Source organism: Enterobacter sp. 940_PEND (genome assembly GCF_001059415.1).
Taxonomy (GTDB): domain Bacteria; phylum Pseudomonadota; class Gammaproteobacteria; order Enterobacterales; family Enterobacteriaceae; genus Enterobacter; species Enterobacter cloacae_M.
On the sequence record NZ_JUMS01000125.1, the window covers coordinates 33,502 to 56,578 of the forward strand.

At 57.7% G+C, this 23,077-nt stretch carries 17 protein-coding genes; 7 read left to right on the plus strand and 10 right to left on the minus strand.

What is annotated here, in order from left to right; genetic code table 11:
* Positions 1-31: 31 nt before the first annotated feature.
* From glnD to ADJ24_RS18625, 3 genes are all read left to right on the plus strand, one after another.
* The gene (gene glnD / locus ADJ24_RS18615; RefSeq protein WP_023310453.1) at positions 32-2,707 is read left to right on the plus strand and encodes a bifunctional uridylyltransferase/uridylyl-removing protein GlnD; all 2,676 of its coding nucleotides are present in this window, start codon (positions 32-34) and stop codon (positions 2,705-2,707) included.
* 32 nt (positions 2,708-2,739) lie between these two features.
* A complete protein-coding gene (gene dapD, locus ADJ24_RS18620; RefSeq protein WP_008501915.1) occupies positions 2,740-3,564 on the plus strand; it encodes a 2,3,4,5-tetrahydropyridine-2,6-dicarboxylate N-succinyltransferase in 825 nt (274 codons plus the stop codon).
* Positions 3,565-3,675: 111 nt separating this feature from the next.
* On the plus strand, positions 3,676-4,065 hold the full coding sequence (locus ADJ24_RS18625) for a DUF3461 family protein (RefSeq protein WP_008501916.1): 390 nt from the start codon (positions 3,676-3,678) through the stop codon (positions 4,063-4,065).
* 69 nt (positions 4,066-4,134) lie between these two features.
* On the opposite strand, the gene cdaR is transcribed toward ADJ24_RS18625, so the two are convergent.
* From cdaR to dgt, 3 genes are all read right to left on the minus strand, one after another.
* Entirely contained in the window at positions 4,135-5,292 is a 1,158-nt protein-coding gene (gene cdaR / locus ADJ24_RS18630; protein WP_023310452.1) for a DNA-binding transcriptional regulator CdaR, read from the minus strand.
* 146 nt (positions 5,293-5,438) lie between these two features.
* The gene (gene degP / locus ADJ24_RS18635; RefSeq protein WP_023310451.1) at positions 5,439-6,875 is read right to left on the minus strand and encodes a serine endoprotease DegP; all 1,437 of its coding nucleotides are present in this window, start codon (positions 6,873-6,875) and stop codon (positions 5,439-5,441) included.
* Positions 6,876-7,006: 131 nt separating this feature from the next.
* On the minus strand, positions 7,007-8,521 hold the full coding sequence (gene dgt, locus ADJ24_RS18640) for a dGTPase (RefSeq protein WP_023310450.1): 1,515 nt from the start codon (positions 8,519-8,521) through the stop codon (positions 7,007-7,009).
* An 82-nt stretch (positions 8,522-8,603) separates the two neighbouring features.
* On the opposite strand from dgt, the gene mtnN reads away from it, so the two are divergent.
* Genes mtnN through ADJ24_RS18655 form a run of 3 tightly spaced genes read left to right on the plus strand, consistent with a single transcriptional unit; the run spans position 8,604 to position 10,746 of the window.
* Positions 8,604-9,302: a 5'-methylthioadenosine/S-adenosylhomocysteine nucleosidase gene (mtnN, locus tag ADJ24_RS18645; RefSeq protein ID WP_014882620.1), complete on the plus strand. Its 699-nt coding sequence runs from the start codon at positions 8,604-8,606 to the stop codon at positions 9,300-9,302.
* Entirely contained in the window at positions 9,295-10,095 is an 801-nt protein-coding gene (gene btuF / locus ADJ24_RS18650) for a vitamin B12 ABC transporter substrate-binding protein BtuF (protein ID WP_023310448.1), read from the plus strand. Before mtnN ends, btuF begins: the two co-directional genes overlap by 8 nt.
* A 27-nt stretch (positions 10,096-10,122) precedes the next feature.
* On the plus strand, positions 10,123-10,746 hold the full coding sequence (locus ADJ24_RS18655) for a TRIC cation channel family protein (protein WP_023310447.1): 624 nt from the start codon (positions 10,123-10,125) through the stop codon (positions 10,744-10,746).
* A 93-nt stretch (positions 10,747-10,839) separates the two neighbouring features.
* On the opposite strand, the gene erpA is transcribed toward ADJ24_RS18655, so the two are convergent.
* Together erpA and clcA are read right to left on the minus strand one after the other, a co-directional pair.
* Positions 10,840-11,187 carry an iron-sulfur cluster insertion protein ErpA gene (gene erpA / locus ADJ24_RS18660; RefSeq protein ID WP_023310446.1) on the minus strand — a complete coding sequence of 116 codons (348 nt, stop codon included), beginning with the start codon at positions 11,185-11,187 and terminating at the stop codon, positions 10,840-10,842.
* A gap of 79 nt (positions 11,188-11,266) precedes the next feature.
* A complete protein-coding gene (clcA, locus tag ADJ24_RS18665) occupies positions 11,267-12,667 on the minus strand; it encodes a H(+)/Cl(-) exchange transporter ClcA (RefSeq protein ID WP_023310445.1) in 1,401 nt (466 codons plus the stop codon).
* Between the two features lie 177 nt (positions 12,668-12,844).
* Between clcA and hemL the strand changes: the two genes are divergently transcribed.
* Complete coding sequence (gene hemL, locus ADJ24_RS18670) at positions 12,845-14,125, plus strand: glutamate-1-semialdehyde 2,1-aminomutase (RefSeq protein ID WP_023310444.1); 1,281 nt, start codon at positions 12,845-12,847, stop codon at positions 14,123-14,125.
* 93 nt (positions 14,126-14,218) lie between these two features.
* Here the strand turns inward: hemL and fhuB are convergent, their stop codons facing one another.
* The 5 genes from fhuB to mrcB all read right to left on the minus strand — a co-directional run bounded on the left by fhuB (position 14,219) and on the right by mrcB (position 22,946).
* Positions 14,219-16,201 carry a Fe(3+)-hydroxamate ABC transporter permease FhuB gene (fhuB, locus tag ADJ24_RS18675; protein WP_023310443.1) on the minus strand — a complete coding sequence of 661 codons (1,983 nt, stop codon included), beginning with the start codon at positions 16,199-16,201 and terminating at the stop codon, positions 14,219-14,221.
* Positions 16,198-17,088 carry a Fe(3+)-hydroxamate ABC transporter substrate-binding protein FhuD gene (fhuD, locus tag ADJ24_RS18680; RefSeq protein WP_023310442.1) on the minus strand — a complete coding sequence of 297 codons (891 nt, stop codon included), beginning with the start codon at positions 17,086-17,088 and terminating at the stop codon, positions 16,198-16,200. Before fhuD ends, fhuB begins: the two co-directional genes overlap by 4 nt.
* Positions 17,088-17,885, minus strand: a complete 798-nt coding sequence (fhuC, locus tag ADJ24_RS18685; protein ID WP_023310441.1) for a Fe3+-hydroxamate ABC transporter ATP-binding protein FhuC — start codon at positions 17,883-17,885, stop codon at positions 17,088-17,090. Before fhuC ends, fhuD begins: the two co-directional genes overlap by 1 nt.
* A gap of 50 nt (positions 17,886-17,935) precedes the next feature.
* A complete protein-coding gene (fhuA, locus tag ADJ24_RS18690; RefSeq protein ID WP_023310440.1) occupies positions 17,936-20,185 on the minus strand; it encodes a ferrichrome porin FhuA in 2,250 nt (749 codons plus the stop codon).
* Positions 20,186-20,420: 235 nt separating this feature from the next.
* Entirely contained in the window at positions 20,421-22,946 is a 2,526-nt protein-coding gene (mrcB, locus tag ADJ24_RS18695) for a bifunctional glycosyl transferase/transpeptidase (RefSeq protein ID WP_023310439.1), read from the minus strand.
* Positions 22,947-23,077: the final 131 nt, after the last annotated feature.

Below are 23,077 nucleotides of genomic sequence, written 5' to 3' on the forward strand. Positions count from 1 at the left end.
GGCTATAGCTTTTTCTTATGGGTGGCGCACGATGAGTAATCTTTTACCCGAACAGTATGCTAACACAGCACTTCCCACCCTCCCCGACCAGCCCGATAACCCGGGCGTCTGGCCGTCGCACGAGCTGACCTGCGCGCATATTAAAGCCCATATGGATGTTTTCCATCGCTGGCTGGGCAGCGCGTTCGACGCAGGCGTGTCGGCCGAGCAGCTCATTGAAGCGCGCACTGAATTTATCGACCAGCTGCTGCAGCGCCTGTGGATCGATTACGGGTTTGGGCAAATCAGCGACGTTGCGCTGGTTGCCGTCGGAGGCTATGGCCGCGGTGAGCTGCATCCGCTTTCCGATATCGATCTCCTGATCCTAAGCCGCAAAAAGCTGCCGGACGAACAGGCGCAAAAAATTGGCGAACTGCTGACGCTGCTCTGGGACGTAAAGCTGGAAGTCGGCCACAGCGTGCGCACCCTGGAAGAGTGTCTGCTGGAAGGGTTATCGGACCTGACCGTCGCCACCAACCTGATTGAAACCCGCCTGCTGATCGGTGACGTCGCTCTGTTCCTGGAGCTGCAAAAACACATCTTCAGCGACGGCTTCTGGCCGTCAGAAAAGTTCTTTGCCGCGAAGGTCGAGGAGCAAAATCAGCGCCACCAGCGCTACCACGGCACCAGCTATAATCTTGAACCCGATATAAAAAGCAGCCCCGGCGGCCTGCGCGACATCCACACCCTGCAGTGGGTCGCCCGCCGCCATTTTGGCGCCACCTCGATGGACGAGATGGTCGGCTTCGGCTTTTTAACCGAGGCCGAGCGTAACGAGCTGAACGAGTGCCTGCACCTGCTGTGGCGCATCCGGTTTGCCCTGCATCTGGAAGTCACCCGCTACGATAACCGCCTGCTGTTCGACCGCCAGCTCAGCGTGGCGCAGCGTCTGAATTATCAGGGCGAAGGCAACGAGCCGGTTGAGCATATGATGAAGGATTTCTTCCGCGTCACCCGCCGGGTGACCGAACTGAACCAGATGCTGTTGCAGCTGTTCGACGAGGCCATACTGGCCCTGACGGCGGACGAAAAGCCGCGCCCGATTGATGACGAATTCCAGCTGCGCGGCACGCTTATCGATCTGCGCGACGAAACGCTGTTTATCCGCGAGCCGGAAGCGATTCTGCGGATGTTCTACACCATGGTGCGCAACAGTACCATTACCGGCATCTACTCCACCACTCTGCGCCATCTGCGCCATGCGCGCCGTCATCTGACGGAGCCGCTGTGCTATATCCCTGAAGCCCGTTCGCTGTTCCTGAGCATGCTCCGCCACCCGGGCGCCGTCAGCCGCGGCCTGCTGCCAATGCACCGCCACAGCGTGCTGTGGGCCTATATGCCGCAGTGGTCGCACATTGTCGGGCAAATGCAGTTCGATCTGTTCCACGCCTACACGGTGGATGAACACACGATCCGCGTGATGCTCAAGCTGGAAAGCTTTGCGAAAGAAGAGACGCGCTCCCGCCACCCGCTCTGCGTGGAGCTGTGGCCGCGCCTGACCCATCCGGAACTGATCCTGATTGCCGCCCTGTTCCATGATATCGCCAAAGGTCGCGGCGGTGACCATTCGGTGCTGGGCGCACAGGACGTGCTGAAATTTGCCGAACTGCACGGCCTGAACTCGCGTGAAACGCAGCTGGTGGCCTGGCTGGTGCGCCATCACCTGCTGATGTCGGTCACCGCGCAGCGTCGTGACATTCAGGATCCGGAAGTGATCAAGCAGTTCGCTGAAGAGGTTCAGACGGAAAACCGTCTGCGCTATCTGGTCTGCCTGACGGTGGCCGATATCTGCGCCACCAACGAGACCCTGTGGAACAGCTGGAAGCAGAGCCTGCTGCGCGAGCTGTACTTCGCCACCGAAAAACAGCTGCGTCGCGGGATGCAAAACACCCCGGACATGCGCGAGCGCGTGCGTCATCACCAGCTGCAGGCGCTGGCGCTGCTGCGGATGGATAATATTGATGAAGAGGCGCTGCATCAGATTTGGGCCCGCTGCCGCGCCAACTATTTTGTCCGCCATAGTCCAAACCAGCTTGCGTGGCACGCGCGGCATCTGCTCAAGCACGATCTGTCCCAGCCGATGATCCTGCTGAGCCCGCAGGCCACCCGCGGCGGGACGGAGATTTTCATCTGGAGCCCGGACCGACCTTACCTGTTTGCTGCGGTCTGCGCCGAGCTGGACAGGCGTAACCTGAGCGTTCATGACGCGCAGATTTTCACCACCCGCGACGGCATGGCGATGGACACCTTTATCGTGCTTGAGCCGGACGGCAGCCCGCTCTCGTCGGACAGGCATGAAGGGATACGTTTTGGTCTGGAACAGGCGATTACCCAGCGCAGCTGGCAGCCCCCGCAGCCGCGTCGCCAGCCGGCGAAATTGCGCCACTTTACCGTCGATACCGAGGTCAATTTCCTGCCGACCCACACCGACCGTAAATCGTTCCTGGAGCTGATCGCGCTCGACCAGCCGGGGCTGCTTGCTCGCGTCGGCCAGGTTTTTGCCGATCTGGGAATTTCGCTCCATGGGGCCCGAATTACAACGATTGGCGAGCGAGTAGAAGATTTATTTATAATCGCGACAGCGGACCGGCGTGCCCTTAATAATGACCTGCAGCTTGAAGTGCAACAACGGTTGACAGCAGCCCTCAATCCAAACGATAAAGGGTGATATGTTTTTTAGTGAAATGGAAAGAGTAAACAATGCAGCAGTTACAGAACGTTATTGAGTCCGCTTTTGAGCGTCGCGCCGAGATTACCCCGGCAAATGTGGATACCGTGACCCGTGAAGCGGTAAACCAGGTGATTTCCCTTCTGGATTCCGGCGCGCTGCGCGTGGCAGAAAAAATCGACGGTCAGTGGGTCACTCATCAATGGCTGAAGAAAGCCGTGCTGCTCTCTTTCCGTATCAACGATAACCAGGTTATCGACGGAGCTGAAAGCCGCTACTTCGATAAAGTGCCAATGAAATTCGCTGACTACGACGAAGCGCGTTTCCAGAAAGAAGGCTTCCGCGTGGTACCGCCTGCGGCGGTTCGCCAGGGTGCGTTCATCGCACGTAACACCGTGCTGATGCCATCCTACGTGAATATCGGTGCCTACGTTGACGAAGGCACCATGGTCGACACCTGGGCGACCGTCGGTTCCTGCGCGCAGATCGGTAAAAACGTTCACCTGTCCGGCGGCGTGGGCATCGGTGGTGTTCTGGAGCCACTGCAGGCTAACCCGACCATTATCGAAGACAACTGCTTCATCGGCGCGCGCTCTGAAGTGGTTGAAGGCGTGATCGTTGAAGAAGGCTCCGTGATCTCCATGGGCGTTTACATCGGTCAGAGCACCCGTATTTACGACCGTGAAACCGGCGAAGTTCACTACGGTCGCGTTCCGGCGGGCTCCGTGGTGGTTTCCGGCAACCTGCCGTCAAAAGATGGCAAATACAGCCTGTACTGTGCGGTTATCGTGAAGAAAGTGGATGCGAAAACGCGCGGTAAAGTGGGCATCAACGAATTGCTGCGCACCATCGATTAATCGGGTATAACAAAAAGCGGGGGCAACCCCGCTTTTTTTATATCTGAGGGTGGCGAAAATAGATTTTTTCGTTAATTATTCAAAGGTTATGTTGAGATCAAGGGTACCGCTATGTACGATAATCTGAAAAGTCTGGGCATTACCAATCCTGATGAAATTGATCGTTACAGCCTCCGTCAGGAAGCCAATAACGATATTCTGAAAATCTATTTTCACAAGGACAAAGGAGAGTTTTTCGCCAAAAGCGTGAAGTTTAAATATCCACGCCAGCGTAAGACCGTTGTGGCTGACGGTGTAGGACAGGGCTACAAAGAAGTACAGGAAATCAGCCCTAACCTGCGCTATGTGATCGATGAACTCGATCAGATCTGCCAGCGCGACCGCACCGAAGTCGATCTCAAGCGTAAGATCCTTGACGATCTGCGTCACCTTGAAAGCGTTGTAACAAATAAGATCAGCGAGATTGAAGCGGATCTTGAGAAATTAACGCGCAATAAATAAGTCAGGTGCGGTCTGATGCCCTCACCCCGGCCCTCTCCCACTGGGAGAGGGTGAAAACCGCATACAACATTATCTCTGCTCGTCCAGCTGAAGCGCCACATACAGCAGCAGCCTGTCGTCAAAGTTTCCCAGATCCAGCCCCGTCAGCTCTGAAATCCGGTTTAACCGATACTCAAGCGTATTGCGGTGAATAAACAGCGCCTTCGAGGTCGCCAGCGGCTGCACGTTATGGCGGAACCACGCCTGCAGCGTCCGGCGCAGCAGGCCGTTGTTGTCCATGGCTTTCAGACGCGCCAATGGCCGCGCCAGCTCATTGGCCTGCCAGCCCCCGCGCAGGCTGTCGAGCAGCACCGGCAGCATCAGATCCTGATAGAAATAGCTGCGGCTCTCCGGCATCCGCTGCTTGCCCACCATCATGGTGGTGCGCGCGGTACGCCAGGAGCGGGCGATACTGCCCGGCCCGGTAAAGTAGTTGCCCAGCGCAACGCGAAAACGCAGCTGGCCATTCTCCTCCATCCGGGAGATCAGCTGCTCCACGCGACGACGATGATCGTCGGCATCCCAGCGGCCGAACGCATTGAGCGCGGGCTTGAGCACCACCATTTCCGTCAGAGAAACGATCGCTACAAGGTTGTCGCGCTCCGGCGTCGCCAGCGCATTTTGCAGCTGCTGCAGCTCGGCCATCGCGCTGTCCACGCCAAGCTGGCCGCTATCGACCTCAATGACCGCTACCACGCGCGGCTGGTTGAGATCGATCCCCAGACGCTGCGCCCATTCGCTGAGCGCAGGCGTATGCTCTTCCGCCTGAATAAGGTTCATCACCAGCTCTTCACGCAGGCGGCTGTCCTGGGCAAGCAGGTGCATCAGGCGCGACTGCTCCAGCATCATCTCTGCCGTCATACAGACTAGCTCACCGTATTTTCGCAGTGACTCGGGCTCGCCGGTGAGGCCGATTACCCCCACAATTTCGCCTTCAAGACGCAGCGGTAAATTGATGCCCTGACGTACGCCGTGCAGGTGTTTCGCTACCGCATCGTCGATATCCACGACCCGCCCCTGAGAAAGCACCAGCAGCGCGCCTTCGTGCAATTCCCCAATACGCTCGCGATCGCCGCTGCCAATAATGCGCCCGCGGGCATCCATTACGTTGATATTGGTATCAATGATGCGCATGGTGCGCGCCACGATATCCTGCGCCATTTTTGTATCAAGATGCCAGCCAGCCATGTAATCCTCCCGTGAGCAGAGCTCAAGCATAGGGAAGTTCAGCGACGGCTGCATTGTGCGAATGCACAAAGAGAGAGGGAGAAGTATGGAGTTGTGGCAAGAATCACAGAAACGAGAAAGCCCCTGCGAACAGGGGCTTAAGAGAATTACTGCATCAGCAGATAAAGAGAGGTATCACCACGCTGAATATTCAGCGCCAGTACGGAAGGCTTGCTCTCAAGAATTTTGCGCAGTTCAGCGATGTTTTTCACCGGCTGCTGGTTAGCGCCCATGATCACATCGCCTTTTTTCAGGCCGATACGGGCTGCCGGTGAATTCGCTTTCACGTTGTTCACCACCACGCCTTTGTCTGCGCCTTTGTTGCTCATCTCGGCACCTTCAATCCCGCTGAAGATGGTGCTGGAATCCACCTGATTCTGGCTGCTCTGCTGCAGCTCCAGGCTCACGTTAACCGGCTTACCGTCGCGCAGCAGGCCGAGGGTCACTTTACTGCCAATCGGCATCGAGCCCACTTCGGCACGCAGGGCAGCAAAGCTGCTGATCGGCTTACCGTTCAGGGAGGTGATCACATCCCCCGCTTTAATGCCCGCTTTCGCCGCGGAGGAATTCGGCATCACCTGGCTGACGAATGCCCCGCGCTGAGCGTCAACTTTCATCGCCTTAGCCAGTTCGGAGTTCAGCTCCGTACCGAGGATACCCAGCTCGCCGCGTTTCACCTGGCCATACTGCACCATCTGCGAGGTCAGGTTTTTCACCATGTTACTTGGGATAGCAAAACCGATACCGATGTTGCCGCCGTCCGGAGCCAGGATAGCGGTGTTGATACCGATCAGCTCACCGTTCAGGTTCACCAGCGCACCGCCGGAGTTACCGCGGTTGATCGCCGCATCCGTCTGGATGAAGTTTTCGTAGTTTTCCGCGTTGAGGCCGCTACGACCCAGCGCAGAGACGATACCGGATGTCACGGTTTCACCCAGGCCGAACGGGTTACCGATCGCCACGGTATAGTCGCCCACGCGCAGCGCGTCAGAGTCAGCGATTTTAATCGCCGTCAGGTTTTTCGGATCCTGAATCTGGATCAGCGCAATGTCGGAGCGCGGGTCTTTACCCACCACTTTGGCGTCAAACTTGCGGCCATCGCTCAGCTGAACCTTAATGCTGTTCGCGTTATCGACAACGTGGTTGTTAGTGACGACGTAGCCTTTCGCCGCATCAATAATTACCCCCGAGCCAAGCGCCATGAATTTCTGCTGCTGGCCGCCGCCCTGGCTGTCATCCCCGGCACCGCCGCCCTGACAGAAAGGAGAGCTCTGGAATGGCGAACCGTCCTGGCAGAACGGCGAGTTGTCGCCGAAGAACTGCTGGAAGTTACGCGGCATACGCGGCGTATTGACGGTCGTGCTGCCCTCAACGTTAATACTCACCACCGATGGCATCACTTTTTCGAGCATCGGTGCCAGGCTTGGCATCTGCTGCGCGGTTGCTGCCGACGACGCGGTCTCGGCTGCAGTAGCAGTCAGAGGAGACAGCGCTAAACCTAAACTCAGAGCCAGTGCACTCATTGCTAATGTGGTTTTTTTCATGTTTCTCAATCTCGATTTACAGGTAACGCAAAATTGCTGTGTAACTCAGATTCGTTTTATACCGCTTAGTTCCGGCGATAAGTTTATGGAAAAGGTAAAAATTTATTGGCCGTCTTTACAAAACTCCGGAATTATTCCACCGCCATCAGCTTGCGGTATTCATCCCAGGCATACAAATCCGTCATGCCGCTGATATAGTCCTGGATAAGACGGCAGCGATAATAATATTCCATCACCGGCCATTCGGGAGAGTTGCGTTCCAGCTTGCCAATTGCTTCGACATACGCCAGACGATGCCGGGTAGAAAGTTTCTGATAAAGCCGCGATTCGATGGGTATTCTGCGCACGCGCTCGTGTTCCACCAGTTCGCTGAATTCATCGACCGACAGCTGAAGCAACGGGGAATAAATTTCCAGTAACCCACTGATTACCCGATAGCCCTGCAGCTCCAGCTGCTCGACATCCGGATGGCTGAATACATGTCGCATCGCCACATGTTTATAAAGCTCAAGGAGTTGACTGAAACTGCTGTCATCTTCCAGCAGCGCGTGGTTGAATTCCCCGCTGAAAATGAGCGGCAAATTATCAATAAAACGCGACGCCGCATACGGCACCAGTTTATTTAATGTATTGACCCGCAAATACATAAAGAACTGGTCTTCCGTACTGCGGCTTAATGTATTTGAGCGCGATTTTTCCCAGGCATTTTCGACAACCTGCGCAAACAGCGAACCTTTTTCATGGGTGCCCCAGGCCGCATAAAGATGCTGATAAAGCTCCTCGACGCTGAAGATTCTTTTCTCCACGGCATCTTCCAGATCGGCCACGCAATAGGAAATATCATCCGCGGCTTCCATAATCCAGGTCAATGGAAAGCGGCCGTTTGGCGTCAATGAAAGTTCTTTACGTAACCGTTCAATATAGGCCTCTTCGGAAAGGTAATAGCCCGGTTTTTTCATTAAATAGCTGTGGGACGGGGGCGTATCCCCCATCCACCACGCGGGTCGCGTGTATTTCAGAATGCAGCCAACCTGTGCCCAGGTCAGGTTCATGCGCATCAGGGAATGGACCAGCCGGATCCCCTGCGCGTTGCCCTCGAAGTGACACAAATCCTGGCGCACTTTGCGGCGCAGGTCGTTCAGCCGCTCTTCACCTTCACGCAGGCGTAAATCGCGTACGATGCAGCGGTCATCGCTGAGGGGCTGGCTTACCGCATCCGAAGGATAAAGCCGCTGCTTAAACCAGTCATTGATCGCCGCCTCACCAAAGTGGCCGAAAGGCGGGTTGCCGATGTCATGCATCAGGCAGGCCATCTCAACGATGCTCTCGAAGGGCCCCGTCAGCTCGTCCAGACCATAGGCTTCCAGTAAACGCTGCTCTTTGAGACGGCTCAAAATCTCTTTGGCAATGTAGCGCCCGACCTGCTGCACTTCCATCGAGTGGGTTAAGCGCGTGCGTACCGCAGCGTTACGCTCCAGCGGGAACACCTGAGTTTTTTGCTGCAGACGGCGGATGGCAGGCGAGTTAACGATCCGCCCGCGATCGCTCTCGAAGATACGCAGGATCTCATGTTCGCTCTTGTCGCCCTGCGGCGAACGGAAACGTCGGTGCCAGTTAATTTTGGTACGAAAATCGATTGGTGACATGTGCTCCCCCGCGTGAGAATGCGTTTCCCCTTAACCGCATGATAGACTATGCATCTTAACAAGGCACATCGCGAGTAAATCTATGAAAATCGGCATTATTGGTGCAATGGAAGAAGAAGTTACGCTGCTGCGTGACAAAATTGAGAACCGTCAGACCCTCTCTCTGGGAGGTTGTGAGATCTACACCGGCCAGCTGAACGGTGTTGACGTGGCTCTGCTGAAATCAGGCATCGGTAAAGTGGCTGCTGCGCTGGGTGCAACCCTGCTGCTTGAGCGCTGCAAGCCGGACGTGATCGTGAATACCGGCTCTGCGGGCGGCCTGGCGCCGACGCTGAAAGTGGGCGATATCGTTGTCTCCGACGAAGCGCGTTACCACGATGCCGACGTCACCGCGTTCGGTTACGAGTACGGACAGCTCCCGGGCTGCCCTGCTGGTTTTAAAGCTGACGACAAGCTGATTGCGGCGGCAGAGACCTGCATCGCAGAACTCAACCTCAACGCGGTACGCGGTCTGATTGTCAGCGGTGATGCCTTCATCAACGGCTCCGTTGGGCTGGCGAAAATTCGTCATAACTTCCCTCAGGCGGTTGCCGTTGAGATGGAAGCGACCGCGATCGCTCATGTCTGCCATAACTTCAGCGTACCCTTCGTGGTGGTTCGCGCCATCTCTGACGTGGCAGACCAGCAGTCCCACATCAGCTTCGACGAGTTCCTGACCGTTGCGGCAAAACAGTCCACCGTGATGGTGGAGCGCCTGGTGCAGAATCTGGCACGTGGCTAAACATACCGTCAGGGCGCTGGCCGCCCTGCTTCTTCTCGCACCGCTGTGGCTCTATGCGTTACCGCGCGTGATTACTCTCTCTCCCGCAAATACTGAACTGGCGTTTGCCGCCGGGATCACGCCCGTTGGCGTGAGTAGCTATTCGGATTACCCACCGCAGGCCGCGGGTATTGAACAGGTGGCAACCTGGCAGGGGATGAACCTTGAGCGCATCGTGGCGCTTAAACCGGATCTCGTGCTGGCCTGGCGCGGCGGCAACGCCGAGCGGCAGGTCAACCAGCTCACCTCGCTTGGCATAAAGGTCATGTGGATTGATGCCGTCAGCATTGAGCAGGTCGCTCAGGCGCTACGCGCCCTGGCACCCTATAGCCCTACGCCTAAAAAAGCCGAGGCTGCGGCGAAACAGATGCTGAGCGCCTACGCCGCGCTGAAATCCCGATACGATACCCCTGTTAAAAAGCGCATCTTCCTGCAGTTTGGCAGCCAGCCGCTTTTCACCACCGGAAAAGGGTCGATTCAGAACCAGGTGCTGGAAGTCTGCGGCGGTGAAAACATCTTTGCTGCCAGCCGGGTACCCTGGCCGCAGGTGAGCCGCGAACAGGTCCTGGCGCGCCAGCCGCAGGCCATCGTCGTGGTCGGAAATGCGAGCGAGATTCCTAAAATTGAACAATTCTGGCAAAGGCAGCTAAAAATTCCGGTGATCCCGCTCAACAGCGACTGGTTTGAACGCGCCAGCCCGCGTATTATCCTCGCCGCAAAACAGCTCTGTGCCGCGCTGGCAGAGAGTCACTAACATAAGACCCTTTTCGAGGATTTAACGATGCTCGTTTATTGGCTGGATATTCTTGGCACAGCCGTTTTTGCTATCTCCGGCGTTCTGCTCGCCGGAAAACTACGCATGGATCCGTTTGGCGTGCTGGTGCTGGGCGTCGTGACCGCCGTCGGCGGCGGGACTATCCGCGATATGGCGCTGGCGAATGGCCCGGTTTTTTGGGTGAAAGATCCTACCGATCTGGTGGTCGCGATGGTCACCTGCCTGTTAACCATTGTGCTGGTTCGCCAGCCCCGCCGCTTACCCAAGTGGATATTGCCGGTACTGGATGCCGTGGGTCTGGCCGTGTTTGTCGGTATTGGCGTCAATAAGGCGTTTAATGCCGGTACCGGTCCGATGGTGGCAATCTGCATGGGCGTATTAACCGGCGTGGGCGGAGGGATCATTCGCGACATTCTGGCGCGTGAAGTGCCGATGATCCTGCGTACTGAAATTTACGCAACGGCCTGCATTGTGGGCGGGATTGTTCACGCTACCGCGTACTACACCTTTGCCCTCCCGCTGGAAAATGCCGCGATGCTGGGGATGGTCGTGACGCTGGTGATACGCTTAGCGGCGATACGCTGGCACCTGAAGCTGCCGACGTTTGCGCTGGATGATAATGGCAGGTAAAAGCAAAACGGTAACCGCAAGGTTACCGTTTTGAGTATTTACGCCCTATCCCTGTGAGAAAGGGACGGAGTAACGGCATCAGCCCGCACTCTCTTAGATGCTGAACGAAGATCCACACCCGCAGGTGCTTGTCGCATTCGGGTTAGTGACCACAAAGCGCGAACCTTCCAGACCCTCGGTGTAATCCACCGAACCACCCACCAGATATTGCAGGCTCATCGGGTCAACCACCAGCGCGACGCCCTGTTTCTCGATAGTCATATCGCCATCGTTAACCTGATCGTCAAAGGTAAAACCATACTGGAAGCCGCTGCAGCCGCCACCGGTAATATAGACACGCAGTTTCAGATCCGGATTGTCTTCGTCGGCAATCAGGACTTTCACTTTGTTGGCTGCTGCTTCGGTAAATTCGAGCGGTACAGCTACTACGTCATCACTCATCTTATGCTCCCATGAATACTGCTATTGGGTAAAATTCACCCAATTCTTTGTCTCATTATCTAATACCCTGGTAATTCATTCAAGTATTCTGCGTGGCTGCCCGTTCAGCCTCTTGTTTCGCCAGGGTACGTGCGAGGATGGTGGAGTATAACGGTTTTCCACCCAGGAACTGGGCTAATAGTGTCGCGCCGAGGCAGGTAATGATCATTGGCAAAATGAGCTGGTAATTGTCCGTCATCTCCAGCACCAGCACGATCCCGGTCAAGGGCGCACGCAGGGACGCGGCCAGCAGCGCCCCCATTCCGGCCACCGCAAAGGTCCCGGCTTCAAGGTGATAGGCGGGAAAGCCCACTTCAGCCGCCATACCAAATGCGGTCCCGAGCAGCGTACCCAGCGCCAGCATCGGGGCAAAAATCCCCCCGGGCGCGCCGGAAGAGAAGCACAGTACCGTCGTGATAACCCGGGAGATAAACATAAACAGCAGCAGACCCACGCTGAAATTCCCCGCCGCCGCAATGGGAATCAGCCCGAACCCGCCGCCTGCGGCATTCGGCTCGATAAACCCGAGTACGCCACACATGCCGCCCAGCAGACCACCCATCAGCACCCATTTCGTGGTGTTCCCGCCGTGAATGCGCTGGAACATATCCTGAGTGCGCAGGATAAAGGTGTTAAACAGCGGCCCCACCACGCCAAAAATCATGCCGAGGATCAGGTAAAGCCACAGGGTATTGACCGGCGCGTTGGTGAGTTTACCCACCTCAATGACCGCGCCCTCGCCATTAAAGATGCGAAACACGATGCTCGACATAATGACGCCGGTAAACACCGCTTTAATCGAGATCAGGTTGTAGCGGAACTGCGCGCGCATCTCTTCAATAATAAACAAAATGCCCGCCAGCGGCGCGTTAAACGCGGCGGAAAGCCCAGCCGCCGCGCCGGTTGCCAGCAGCGTATGGCGCGCTTCGGCGCTTCGCATCCGAAACAGATCGCCCACCATGCGGCCGACGTTCCCCCCCAGCTGTACCGTGGGTCCTTCCCGTCCAAGCACCATTCCCGCGCCCAGAGTCCCCATGCCGCCGATGAACTTAACCGGAATCACCCGCCACCAGCGCACCGGACGCAGCTCCTCGAGCGCGCCCTCAATTTCCGGGATGCCCGATCCCCCCGCCTCCGGCGCGAATTTACGCACCAGAAAATACCCCACCATGGCAAACAGCGCGGACAGCCCGAATGCCCACACCCAGACCAGCCATTCGCTGTCGGCGAAACCGGCCACGGTGCCCACTCGCCAGTTGAGTACGGCATTAACCGCTTTTTCAAACGCTACGCCAACCAGGCCCGCGAGAGTACCCACCACGGCAGCGGCCAGCAGGATCGCCAGCGGCGTTTTATCGCGATTGAGCAGCCGCCGAATGCTGATTCGGTGCTGGGCGCGCGTAAACTGTTGTTCTTCAAAAGACGGAGAATCTGATTTCATGTCCTGTTCTTATTTGTCACACAAAAAGCCGCAAGGATTTTACCAGAGACGGTCCCACCGTCTCCTGAAAATTACTTAACAAATCTTAAAGCATTGCCCGGCTAAAAATTTCATAACCTTCCTCGAATCACATAGAATAGTGGGCTTAACCATTTTATTCGAACCAGGAACGACGCCATGAGCAAGTCTGAAAACCTCTACAGTGCAGCCCGCGAGCTTATTCCGGGTGGCGTGAACTCACCTGTGCGCGCCTTCACCGGCGTGGGCGGTACGCCGCTGTTTATCGAACGTGCTGACGGCGCGTATCTGTATGATGTCGATGGCAAAGCCTATATCGATTATGTAGGTTCCTGGGGACCGATGGTGCTGGGTCACAACCACCCTGCCATTCGTAACGCGGTGATTGAAGCCGCCCAGCGCGGCCTGAGCTTCGGTGCGCCAACCGAAATGGAAGTGAAAATGGCGGAGCTGGTGACCGAGCTGGTGCCTACCATGGACATGGTGCGTATGGTGAACTCCGGTACCGAAGCCACCATGAGCGCTATCCGCCTGGCGCGCGGTTTTACCGGTCGCGATAAAATCATCAAGTTTGAAGGCTGCTACCACGGTCATGCGGACTGCCTGCTGGTGAAAGCCGGTTCCGGCGCGCTGACGCTCGGCCAGCCGAACTCGCCTGGCGTACCGGCAGATTTCGCGAAGCACACCCTGACCTGCACCTACAACGATCTTGCTACCGTTCGCGCGGCGTTTGAGCAGTATCCGCAGGAGATCGCCTGCATCATCGTTGAGCCGGTTGCCGGCAACATGAACTGCATCCCACCGCAGCCTGACTTCCTGCCGGGACTGCGTGCCCTGTGCGACGAGTTCGGCGCGTTGCTGATCATCGATGAAGTCATGACCGGCTTCCGCGTGGCGCTGGCGGGTGCCCAGTCTTACTACGACGTCGTGCCGGACCTGACCTGCCTCGGCAAAATCATCGGCGGCGGCATGCCGGTCGGCGCATTCGGTGGTCGTAAGGACGTGATGGAAGCCCTGGCGCCAACCGGTCCGGTTTACCAGGCGGGCACGCTCTCCGGTAACCCCATCGCCATGGCGGCGGGCTTTGCCTGCCTGACCGAGGTGGCACAGCCGGGTATTCACGAAACCCTGACCGACCTGACCACGCAGCTGGCAAACGGTCTGCTGGAAGCCGCAGAAGAGGCCGGTATCCCTCTGGTGGTCAACCACGTGGGCGGCATGTTCGGGATTTTCTTCACCGATGCGAAAACCGTGACCTGCTATCAGGACGTGGTGAAGTGCGACGTTGAACGCTTCAAGCGCTTCTTCCACCTGATGCTGGAAGAAGGCGTGTACCTGGCGCCGTCCGCGTTCGAAGCGGGCTTTATGTCCGTGGCGCACAGCGAAGAAGATATCAATAACACCATCGACGCGGCGCGCAAGGTGTTTGCGAAGCTGTAAGATGTGCGGCTTGATGCCCTCACCCCACCCCTCTCCCACGGGGAGAGGGAGCAAACACAAAAACGGCAATCTAAGGATTGCCGTTTACTTTTATTACCGGCTTTGCTTTCTCAACAGATAAATAAAGTACGGCGCACCGATAAAGGTCGACAGCAGACCCGCCGGGATCTGATACGGGAACAGCACCATTCTTCCGCACCAGTCCGCAAACACCAGCATCATCCCGCCCGTCAGTGCCGACATCACAATATGCGGCATCGTCCGGCGGAACCCCATCATTCTGGCAATGTGCGGCGCCATTAATCCGACAAAACTCAGCGGTCCAATCGTCAGGGTTGCCACAGCCGTCAGGCACGCCGCCAGCAGCAGCAGGGCCACGCGCGCTGGCGTCAGCGCCATTCCCACCGCGCGCGCGGTTTCGCCGCCGAGCGGCAGAATGGTCATCCAGCGGCGGCACAGCGGCACCATCGCCAGCAGCACGAGCATCGAGATCCCGGACCAGACCACCTGGCTGCCGGTGGCGTTGTAGGTTGAGCCGGAAATCCAGGTCAGGATCTTCGCCATACGCGGATCGCCGCTGGCCTGCAGCATCATCAGCAGCATGGTAAACGCGGTGCTGAGCGCCATCCCGGCCAGCAGCATGCGGTGCGGTGAAAATCCGCCGCGACCGGCGGCAATAAGGATAATCATCAGCGTGACTGCCGCGCCGATACTGCCGGCAGGCATCAGCCAGCCAAACGCATTCCCCGGCACAAAGAACAGCATCAGCACCACGCCAAAGGCGGCGCCAGAGCTGATCCCGAGCACTTCCGGGCTTGCCATCGGGTTGCCGGTCAGACGCTGAATAATGCACCCCGCCACCGCCAGCATCACCCCTGCGATCAGCGCAGCGAAGATACGCGGCCAGCGCCACTGCACCAGTTCATTGAGTAAATCACCCGTTGCCCAGTGCCAGCCCGAGGCATCGCGTCCGAATGAGAGCGCCGCAAACGAAGCGATAATCAGCACCGCCAGACCGGCAAGGCTAAACCACAGCACCGACCGACGTTCAGCGTAAACTTTATCGCCGGCGTCCATCGCCGGTGCGCTCATGCTGCGCAGGCGCGGGAGCAGCCACAGCAGCAGCGGCGCCCCGATAAGCGCGGTCACCGAGCCGGTGGACACTTCCCTCCAGACCTGCGCCAGCCAGAGAACAAGCTGATCGGAAAGCCAGAGGATCAGGGCCCCAATCAGCGGCGCCAGCATCAGACGCGCCAGCAGGCGACGCGCCCCGAGCATTTTCGCCAGCAGCGGCGCAAACAGGCCGATAAACCCGATGATGCCGACCGCGTTTACCAGCAGGGCGCTTAATACAATCGCCAGCGTCAGCGCCGCCAGACGAGCCAGCGACAGCGCCAGCCCCAGGTTACGCGCCACGCCATCATCCAGCCCCATGAGCGTCAGAGGGCGCAGGAGCAGCAGCGTCAGCACGACGCCGCCAGCCAGCTGCGGCCACAGGTGCAGGACAACGTTCCAGTCGGTCTGGGTGAGCGTGCCGGTACTCCACAGGAACATGCTTTGCAGCCGATCGTGATGGAACAGCACCAGCAGCTGGTTAATCGCCCCGCAGTACAGGCTCACCACCAGCCCGGCCAGAATAAGCGTTACAGGAGAAAGGCGCTTGCCCCAGGCCACGCCAAAGACCAGCGCGCCCACCACGCACGCCCCCGCGAGTGCCGCAAACTGCGAGGTTAACGCTCCCGGCAGCGCCCACAGCGTGGTGATGGTGATCCCAAGCTGCGCGCCGGTCGCGACGCCGAGCGTGGTTGGCTCTGCCAGCGGGTTACGTAAAACCTGCTGGAACAGCACGCCCACCAGCCCTAAGCCGGCCCCGACCAAAAGGGAGATCGCCAGACGCGGCAGCAGGCTGTAGTGGAACAGCATCTGCTGAATATTGTCGATATCCGGCGAGGCCAGAGCGGCCCCCCACTGCGCGCGTGGTAAGGCCGCGGAGAGGTTGAATCCGGTTAATACCAGCGCAACCAGAAAAAGCAGGGATAACAGCAGCGCCGGGAAGCGGGCGATACGCGTACTCATGCTTTACCTCCCAGGGCGTTATCCAGCACGCGGGCAAAATGCATGGCCGACAGCGTCGCACCGTAGAACCAGACCGCCGGGACGCGCTGGAAGCGCTTCTCGCGTACAAACGGCATCGCCTGCCAGAGCGGGGTCGCCATCAGGGTTTGCATGTCGCGTTCGTTACCGTGGTCGAAACAGAGCACGTCCACATCGCGAAACGCCGCCAGACGATCGATACCCACGGCGGTACTGCCCCAGAAGGTCATCTCCCCTTCCCAGGCATTGCGAATGCCGAAGCTGTCCAGCACCTCCTGGAACAGACAGTTTTTACCGAAGACCAGCATATGGCGGGCATCCAGCAGCGTCACCATCAGCAGCGGACGATCGCCCCGGTGAGCAAAGCGCGGCTTCAGGGAGTCGATCAGGGCATCAAATTCGTCGAGATGCTTTTTGGCCTCCGCTTCGCGGTTGAGGAAATGCGCCATCTCGTTAATCGAGTTTTTCGCCACGGCCAGCGGTTTTTTACCGTCGCTGAAAGCAAATCCACGTCCTGGCGCAATGCGCGCCATGGTCTCCTCTGACGGGCCGTAGCCCGCGGACCAGAACAGGAACGAGGGTTTCATCTGGGTGAGCAACTCAAGGTTTGGCTCCGTTCGCAGACCGACGTCGATTACCGAGTCCGGCAGCTTTGGCTCGTTCACCCAGAGGTTATAGTTAGGAATGTCCGCCACGCCATAGGGCGTGACGCCGAGCGCCATCATCAGTTCGACCGGCAGCCACTCCAGGGCCACAATACGGTGCGGATCGACGGCGGCGGCACGCGCCGTATTCATTTTTAACAGCAGCGGCGAGAGCGCCATCGCCGTCAGCAGGCGACGGCGGCTAATGCGTGTGTTATTCAGCATCAGTAGACAAAGCTCACCGGTGCAGCCCCGGCCGGGTGAGGCAGAATACCCATCGGAATACCGTAAATATGTTCCAGCGTTTCGCTGCGCATCAGCTCTGCCGGTGTCCCCTGGGCAATCATCTCGCCCCCGCGCAGCGCGACGAGGTAGTCACAATAGCGCGCGGCCATGTTGATATCGTGCAGGACCGCAATGACCGTCAGGCCACGCTGCTGGCTCAGGCGATGCACCAGCGCCAGGACGTCGACCTGATGGGCGATATCCAGCGCAGAGGTCGGTTCATCCAGCAGCAGACAGCGGCTGTCCTGCGCCACCAGCATCGCAATCCACGCGCGCTGACGTTCGCCGCCGGACAGGCTATCCACCAGACGGTGTGCCAGCGGTTTTAGCCCGACAAGCGCAATCGCCTCTTCCACCTTCTCTCTGTCGGCGACGCCGAAGCGCCCAAGCGCACCGTGCCACGGATAACGCCCAATAGCCACCAGCTCACGCACCGTCATCCCTTCCGCCTGCGGCAGCTGCTGCGGCAGATAGGCCACTTTGCGGGCAAAGGCTTTACTGTTCCAGCTCTCCAGCGGTTGGTCATCCAGCAGAATATCGCCTTCTGAAGGCGGCTGATGGCGCCCCAGCATCTTGAGCAGCGTGGATTTACCGGAACCGTTGTGACCAATCAGTCCCGTCACTTTACCGGCCGGAAACGTCAGAGAGAGCGGATGCAGCAGCGTGCGCCCGGGTACGCGAAAGGAGAGATGGTTGAGCGTAAAGGTGGTGTCGGGTTGCGTTTGAATGTCCTGCATATCAGCCAACTTAAATAAAAAGGGCACGGCGAACCGTGCCCGAAGAGAGATTAGAAGCGGAAGGTCGCGGTGGCAACAACCTGACGTTCAGCACCCCAGAAGCAGCCGTAGGTATTGAAGCAGCTGGCAACGTACTCACGATCGAACAGGTTGTTCACGTGCAGCGCCACGTTTGAGCCAGCCATGCCAACGCGTGCCAGATCGTATCTGACCAGCGCATCGACAACGGTGTAGCTGCCCACCTTGAAGGAGTTCGCCGGATCGCCATAGCTTGAGCCTGTGTAACGCACGCCGGTACCCAGCGTCAGACCAGACAGCGCACCGTCAAACAGGGTGTAATCGCCCCACAACGATGCCATGTGTTTTGGCACCTGAGCAGGCGTGTTGCCTTTGTAGGTGGTGTCCGTGGTGTATTCCGCATCGGTGTAGGTATAAGACCCCACCAGGTTGACGCTCGCAGACAGGGCCGCTTTCGCTTCCAGTTCTACGCCACGCGCGCGGATTTCACCGCCCTGAACCGAGAAGAAGGAGCCCGCCGGGTCCGCCATCAGGTTGTTGGTTTTGGTCAGCTGGTACAACGCGCCGGTGACGACGATCGGACGATCGTTCGGCACGTATTTCACGCCCGCTTCGTACTGTTTGCCTTTAGACGGCGAGAACAGCTTGCCCTGGGCATCGGTCTGCGAAGCCGGTTCAAACGATTCGCTGTAGCTAAAGTACGGAGTTACGCCGTTATCAAACAGATAGTTAACGCCACCGCGCCAGGTGAACTGGGTATCATCACGTTTGGAGGTGGTGTTCGTCACGCGGTTGTAGGATTCCTGATCGGCCCAGTCATAACGGCCGCCCAGGGTTACCAGCACTTTATCCCACTGCGCCTGATCCTGAACGTACAGCCCCGTCTGTTTCTGACGGTTGAGGATCTGATATGGACCGGAGGTCGCGGGATCTTTTGAGCTGAAATCAAAATCGCTGTTCACCGGATTGTAGAGATCCAGCAGCGGAACAGAGTCGTCGTAACCGAACCAGGAGTTGATGTCATTTCGCATGCGCATAAAGTCAACGCCGGTCAGCAGGACGTGGTCCACCTCGCCGGTTGAGAATTTGCTCTGCAGCTGGGTATCAACGGTAAAGTTCTGCAGCTTTTCGTTATCGACAACGTATTTACGCGCCAGATAATGGCCTTTGTCCGATGGCGCTAGCGCGGCACACTGTTTGTTGCCGCTGTTTGCCGGGTCGGTACAGACGCCATAACCGTATACGCTGTTTTGCGAGGTTTTGTTCTCGGCAAAGCGCAGGTTCTGACGCACGGTAAAGGTATCGTTGAACTCGTGGTCGAAGCTGTATCCCACCATTTTCTGGTTACGGGAATAGGTATTGTTCTTCGCGCCTTCGTTGAAGTTCGTCGGCAGACGACCGCCGTTCGGCAGCGGCTCAACCGTTCCCTCTTTTGGCAGCCAGCCGTAGTAGCCCGTTTCAGGCTCGTTCTGGAAGTAGGAGAGGAACGTGAAGGTGGTTTTATCATCCGGACGCCAGGAGAACGATGGCGCGATGGCGTAACGCTGCTCTTCCGCACGCTCCTGCTGGGCATTATTAGAACGCGCAACGCCCGTTAAGCGATAAGAGTAAACGCCGTCGTCGTCGATCGCATCGCTAAAGTCAAACCCGGTCTGGAACAGGCTATCCGTGCCGACTTTGAACTGGATCTCTTTCAGCGGCTCGGTTGTTGGGCGCTTACTGACCATGTTCAGCAAGCCGCCCGGGCTGCTTTTGCCGTACAGAACGGAAACCGGACCGCGCATGATCTCGGCGCGCTCCAGCATATAAGGATCAATCACCGCGTCGTTATAGAAGTTCCCCTGCATTTTCATGCCGTCGAGGTAGTTATTCTGCGTCTGACCATCGGCCGCGAAGCCGCGAATGATCAAATAGTCATAGGTGTTAGACGCGCCGCGCGTGCCTACCGCAACGCCCGGCGTATAGCTCAGGGCTTCTTTCACCGAGCGCGGCTGATGCAGCGCCATCTCTTCGGCCGTGACCACAGAAATAGACTGCGGAACCTTTTGAATAGGGGTATCCGTTTTGGTTCCGGTCGCGGATTGCCGTGCGGCGATGGTCGCAGCAGGCCCCCAGGCACTTTCCTGTGCCGCAGGTGCTGCGGTTACCGTAATGGTTTCTTCTTTTTTCGGGGTTTCGGCCGCGTGAGCATAAGCAGACATGCCGGCAACCGCTGTGGCGACGACGACCGCGAGCTTACGCAGCGACGTATTCATTGGCTGAGCAGTATTGGAAAGCGCCATGTTGAATCTCTGATGTGAAAGTGAATGATAACGTAAACGAGAATTATTATTATGAGCGCCAGAATAATATGCGAAACGCTGGTTGCATAGCAAGCAGTAAGCGGCCCTATGAGAATTAAGGGTTTAAGAAATCATCAAGAGAAAACGAAGGGTTAATCAGAGTTAAAGCGAGGGTTAACGAAATGAGGTCTACGGGTAAAAAAAGCCCCCTTCCCGGGAAGAGGGCTTTAAAAGGTTAGTTACCGCCGAACATGTCTTTAATCCAGCCCGCGACACCGTCGCTGTCTTTCTTCTCATTCTGCTGCTGCGGCTGTTGCTGCTGCGGCTGCTGTGGTTGAGAAGACTGGTCGAACGGGTTACCCGTTGGCTGTTCTGGCTGGCTTTGCTGGCACAGCGAGTCCGGGTTTGCGGTCCAGACAGGCAGCGTACGCATTCCACCGCCGCAGACGAAGTTACCGGAGCTGTCCACGCCCATATCAACGATATCTTCCGGCGCGACCAGATTCAGCGGCACAGGAGACTGATTCGCCAGATAGCGCTGGTAAATCGACATCGCCCCGCTCGCGCCGTACAGCTTGGTCGGCTGGTTGTTGTCGCGGCCTACCCAGGTGATCACCACTTCACGGCCATCAATACCGGCAAACCAGGTATCGACGTTGTTGTTGGTGGTCCCGGTTTTACCCGCCAGATGCAGACCCGGATACTTCGCGCCCAGCTGACGGCCGGTACCGCGCTGCACGACCTGCTGCATCGTCCACAGCGTCATATAGGCGGCCTGAGCAGGAACGGCACGCTCCGCCTGTGGGAAGCTCTGATACAGCACGGAGCCATCTTCGGCAATCACTGAGCGCAGGGCAGACAGCGGCGCGCGGTTGCCCCCGCTGGCAATGGTCTGGAACGCCTGCGCCACTTCGATCGGCGTCAGGTTAAGCGCGCCGAGGATCATCGCCGGCACCGGGTGCAGCTGATCTTTCGACACGCCCAGTTTTTGCCAGGTATCGACAATCGCCGGCAGTCCCAGCGACATGCCCAGGTTCACCGTTGGCACGTTCATGGAACGGGTCAACGCATCCACCAGCATGACCTGGCCGCTGAACTGTTTATCATCGTTCTGCGGTGACCAGACCTGGCCATTAGGCTGGCGCAGGGAGATCGGCGCATCCGCAATCCAGGTATTCAGGCGATACTGATTTGGCTGGCTCAGGGCTGTGAGGTAGGTTGCCGGTTTTGCCAGAGAGCCGATTGAGCGACGCGCCTGCATGGCGCGGTTGTAGCCTGCAAACTGCGGCTCGGCACCGCCCACCATGGCGCGAACTTCACCGGAGTTACGGTCAACCACCACCATCGCGGTTTCCAGATCGCTCAGCTTACGCTGTTTCTTCAGCGCCGGAATGCCCTCAACGGCCGCTTTTTCGGCCGCATCCTGCGCCACGGAGTCAAAGGTGGTGAAGATCTTCACGCCGGAGAGATCTTTGACCTTATCACCGAGCTTGCTTTGCAGCTCCTGACGCACCAGCTGCATAAACGCAGGCTGAGGCGAAATCACGCCACCGCGCGGCTGAACGCCGAGCGGACGCGCGCTCAGCATGTCGTACAGCTCCTGGTCAATCACCTGCTGCTGTTGCAGCAGACGCAGAACGAGGTTACGACGCTCCAGCGCCAGTTTCGGGTTACGCCACGGGTTATAAATGGACGCCCCTTTCACCATGCCCACCAGCAGCGCCTGCTGGTCCAGGCTCAGCTCTTCTACCGGACGGCCAAAGTAGTACAGGCTCGCCAGAGGGAAGCCGCGGATTTCGTTATCGCCGCTCTGACCGAGGTACACCTCGTTCATGTACAGCTCAAGGATACGATCCTTGCTGTAGCGCGCATCCATCAGCACGGCCATGTAGGCTTCGTTCGCTTTACGCCAGTAAGAGCGTTCGCTGGAGAGGAACAGGTTTTTCACCAGCTGCTGGGTCAGCGTACTCGCTCCCTGCACGGTACGACCGGCAGTCAGGTTAGCCAGCACCGCACGACCAATCGAGTAGAGGCTAATGCCATCGTGCTCGTAGAAGTGACGGTCTTCGGTTGCCAGCAGGGTATCAACCAGCAGATCCGGGAAGCCGTTACGCGCCACGAACAGGCGCTGCTCGCCGTTTGCTGACGAAAGCATGGTGATCAGACGCGGATCGAGGCGGAAGAAACCGAACTGACGGTTGTTATCCATGTTCTCGATGGTGTCCAGACGATCGCCGTCAAAGGTCAGACGCGCGCGCACCTGCCCCTCTTTGCTGTCCGGGAAATCAAACGGACGACGGATCATCTCAATGCTGTTGGACTGCACGGTAAATTCGCCAGGACGGGTCATTTTAGACACCTGACGATACTGGGTGGCTTCCAGCAGTTTGACCATCTCGTTCTTGGTGATGGACATATCTGGCTCAAGGTTCACCATACGGCCATACACTGCCGCAGGTAGCTGCCAGACTTTACCGTCGATACGGCTGCGGATCTTCTGATCCAGATACACGCCGTAAATCGCCATCAGCACGACAAAAACAATAAATAGCTTCAGCAGCAGCCAGAACCAGCCGCGTTTGCCCCGAGGCTTACGCCCTTTGCCTTTTCCATTACGCGGCATCGGTTCTTCATCCTCATAATCGTCTTCATAGTCATCGTCATAGTCCTCATCTCTGAGGCGACGACGGCTTACCTTTTCTTTCGCCGGACGCGTTGGTTTTCCCTTACGTCCTATTGGCTCGCGGTCATTCCCCGCCATGCTTTTTCTCCGCAACTTTCAGGCGCAAAGGCCAGATTTTCTTTTCTTTCACAGGCCTGTGAAAGAAGAAATCTCTCAAAATTTGTTTTCTCCCTCTCCCCGTGGGAGAGGGCCGGGGTGAGGGCATCAGG

Excerpts from the sequence above, each read along its gene's own strand:
- dapD (WP_008501915.1), top strand. The coding sequence starts at position 2,740 with ATGCAGCAGTTACAGAACGTTATTGAGTCCGCTTTTGAGCGTCGCGCC.
- ADJ24_RS18655 (WP_023310447.1), top strand. The coding sequence starts at position 10,123 with ATGCTCGTTTATTGGCTGGATATTCTTGGCACAGCCGTTTTTGCTATC.
- fhuC (WP_023310441.1), bottom strand. The coding sequence starts at position 17,885 with ATGCAGGACATTCAAACGCAACCCGACACCACCTTTACGCTCAACCAT.
- dgt (WP_023310450.1), bottom strand. The coding sequence starts at position 8,521 with ATGTCACCAATCGATTTTCGTACCAAAATTAACTGGCACCGACGTTTC.
- mtnN (WP_014882620.1), top strand. The coding sequence starts at position 8,604 with ATGAAAATCGGCATTATTGGTGCAATGGAAGAAGAAGTTACGCTGCTG.
- erpA (WP_023310446.1), bottom strand. The coding sequence starts at position 11,187 with ATGAGTGATGACGTAGTAGCTGTACCGCTCGAATTTACCGAAGCAGCA.
- fhuD (WP_023310442.1), bottom strand. The coding sequence starts at position 17,088 with ATGCTGAATAACACACGCATTAGCCGCCGTCGCCTGCTGACGGCGATG.
- ADJ24_RS18625 (WP_008501916.1), top strand. The coding sequence starts at position 3,676 with ATGTACGATAATCTGAAAAGTCTGGGCATTACCAATCCTGATGAAATT.
- degP (WP_023310451.1), bottom strand. The coding sequence starts at position 6,875 with ATGAAAAAAACCACATTAGCAATGAGTGCACTGGCTCTGAGTTTAGGT.
- glnD (WP_023310453.1), top strand. The coding sequence starts at position 32 with ATGAGTAATCTTTTACCCGAACAGTATGCTAACACAGCACTTCCCACC.
- cdaR (WP_023310452.1), bottom strand. The coding sequence starts at position 5,292 with ATGGCTGGCTGGCATCTTGATACAAAAATGGCGCAGGATATCGTGGCG.
- fhuA (WP_023310440.1), bottom strand. The coding sequence starts at position 20,185 with ATGGCGCTTTCCAATACTGCTCAGCCAATGAATACGTCGCTGCGTAAG.
- mrcB (WP_023310439.1), bottom strand. The coding sequence starts at position 22,946 with ATGGCGGGGAATGACCGCGAGCCAATAGGACGTAAGGGAAAACCAACG.
- clcA (WP_023310445.1), bottom strand. The coding sequence starts at position 12,667 with ATGAAATCAGATTCTCCGTCTTTTGAAGAACAACAGTTTACGCGCGCC.
- hemL (WP_023310444.1), top strand. The coding sequence starts at position 12,845 with ATGAGCAAGTCTGAAAACCTCTACAGTGCAGCCCGCGAGCTTATTCCG.
- fhuB (WP_023310443.1), bottom strand. The coding sequence starts at position 16,201 with ATGAGTACGCGTATCGCCCGCTTCCCGGCGCTGCTGTTATCCCTGCTT.